The organism is Bradyrhizobium sp. 138 (assembly GCF_023074075.1).
Lineage (GTDB): Bacteria > Pseudomonadota > Alphaproteobacteria > Rhizobiales > Xanthobacteraceae > Bradyrhizobium.
In genome coordinates this window covers 1-2462 of record NZ_JADPKT010000042.1, presented here as the reverse complement: position 1 = coordinate 2462, position 2462 = coordinate 1, and the positions used below count along the sequence as shown (strand labels likewise).

The window sequence follows — 2462 nt, the reverse complement described above, 5'->3', positions numbered from 1 at the left end:
CAATGCGGCGGCAGCATCGCCTTCGGTGACGGACTTCGAGTCCGACGAGACCGTGGCCGCATCATTGCTGCCGGTGATGGTCACCGTCACGGTGCCGCTGGCAGTGCCGTCCTGGCTGGTCACTGCGAACTGGTCCTGCACCTGCTGGCCGGCGGTGAGCTCATTGTGGGCACCATTGCCGGTGTAGCTCCAGGCCCCGTTGGCATCGATGCTGAAGTCGCCGTAGCTGCCGTGGACATTGCTCTGCGCCACGACATGGGCCTGGCCCGTGTCTGGATCGGTGATGGTGAGCTGGCCGCTGGTGTTGAGCGCCGCCGCGTTATCGCCCTCGGTGACGGACTTCGAGTCCGAGCTCACGGTCGCCGCATCGTTGCTGCCGGTGATGGTCACCGTCACGGTGCCGGTAGCGGTGCCGTCCTGGCTGGTCACCGTGAACTGGTCCTGCACCTGCTGGCCGGCGGTGAGCTCGTCGTGGGCACCATTGCCGGTGTAGCTCCAGGCGCCGTTGGCATCGATCGTGAAGTCGCCATAGGTCCCGTGGACGTTCGATTGCGCCACGACATGGGCTTCGCCAGTGTCGGGATCCACGATCGTCAGCTGGCCAGAGGCGTTCAATGCGGCGGCAGCATCGCCTTCGGTGACGGACTTCGAGTCCGACGAGACTGTCGCCGCGTCGTTGCTGCCGGTGATGGTCACCGTGACGATGCCGGTGGCGGTGCCGTCCTGGCTGGTCACCGTGAACTGGTCCTGCACCTGCTGGCCGGCGGTGAGCTCATTGTGGACGCCGTTGCCGGTGTAGCTCCAGGCCCCATTGGCATCGATCGTGAAGTCGCCATAGCTTCCGTGCACATTGCTCTGCGCCACGACATGGGCTTCGCTCGTATCCGGGTCGGTGATGCTGAGCTGGCCGCTGGTGTTGAGCGCCGCCGCGGTGTCGCCTTCCGTGACGGACTTCGCCTCCGAGGAGACTGTCGCCGCATCGTTGCTGCCGGTGATGGTCACCGTCACGGTGCCGGTGGCGGTGCCGTCCTGGCTGGTCACCGTGAACTGGTCCTGCACCTGCTGGCCGGCGGTGAGCTCATCGTGGGCGCCATTGCCGGTGTAGCTCCAGGCGCCGTTGGCATCGATCGTGAAGTCGCCATAGCTGCCGTGCACATTGCTCTGGGCCACGACATGGGCTTCGCCGCTGTCGGGATCCACGATCGTCAATAGGCCGCTGGTGTTGAGGGCGGCGGCAGTGTTGCCCTCCGTGACGGACTTCGAGTCCGACGAGACTGTCGCCGCATCGTTGCTGCCGGTGATGGTCACCGTCACGGTGCCGGTGGCAGTGCCGTCCTGGCTGGTCACCGTGAACTGGTCCTGCACCTGCTGGCCGGCGGTGAGCTCATCGTGGGCACCGTTGCCGGTGTAGCTCCAGGCGCCGTTGGCATCGATCGTGAAGTCGCCATAGGTTCCGTGCGCGCTGGTCTGGGCCACGACGTGGGCTTCGCCCGTATCCGGGTCGGTGATGCTGAGCTGGCCGCTGGTGTTGAGCGCGGCGGCGGCATCGCCTTCGGTGACGGACTTCGCCTCCGACGAGACCGTGGCCGCATCATTGCTGCCGGTGATGGTCACTGTGACGATACCGGTGGCGGTGCCGTCCTGGCTGGTGACCGTGAACTGGTCCTGCACCTGCTGGCCGGCGGTGAGCTCATTGTGGCTACCGTTGCCGGTGTAGCTCCAGGCCCCGTTGGCATCGATGCTGAAGTCGCCATAGGCGCCGTGGACATTGCTCTGCGCCACGACATGGGCTTCGCCGCTGTCGGGATCCACGATCGTCAGTTGGCCGGAGGCGTTCAATGCAGCGGCAGTGTCACCTTCGGTGACGGACTTCGAGTCCGAAGAGACCGTGGCCGCGTCATTGCTGCCTGTGATGGTGACCGTCACGGTGCCGCTCGCGGTGCCGTCCTGGCTGGTCACGGTGAACTGGTCCTGCACCTGCTGGCCGGCGGTGAGCCCATCGTGAGCACCATTGCCGGCGTAGCTCCAGGCGCCGTCGGCATCGATGCTGAAGTCGCCGTAGGTGCCGTGGACATTCGATTGCGCCACGACATGGGCTTCGCCCGTATCCGGGTCGGTGATGGTGAGTTGCCCGGAAGTGTTCAGCGCCGCGGCCGTGTCGCCTTCGGTGACGGACTTCGAGTCCGAGCTCACGGTGGCCGCATCATTGCTGCCAGTGATGGTGACCGTGACGATGCCGCTCGCGGTGCCGTCCTGGCTGGTGACCGTGAACTGGTCCTGCACCTGCTGGCCGGCGGTGAGCTCATTGTGGGCACCGTTGCCGGTGTAGCTCCAGGCCCCGTTGGCATCGATCGTGAAGTCGCCATAGGTCCCGTGGACATTGCTCTGGGCGACGACATGGGCTTCGCCGCTGTCGGGATCCACAATCGTCAATAGGCCGCTGGTGTTGAGCGCGGCGGCAG

General features: G+C 65.9%; 1 protein-coding gene. It reads right to left on the bottom strand.

Translation table 11 applies throughout. The features are described from left to right. Positions 1–2462, bottom strand: a 2462-nt coding sequence (locus IVA79_RS17480; protein WP_247554845.1) for a VCBS domain-containing protein, incomplete at both ends; no start/stop codon positions are given.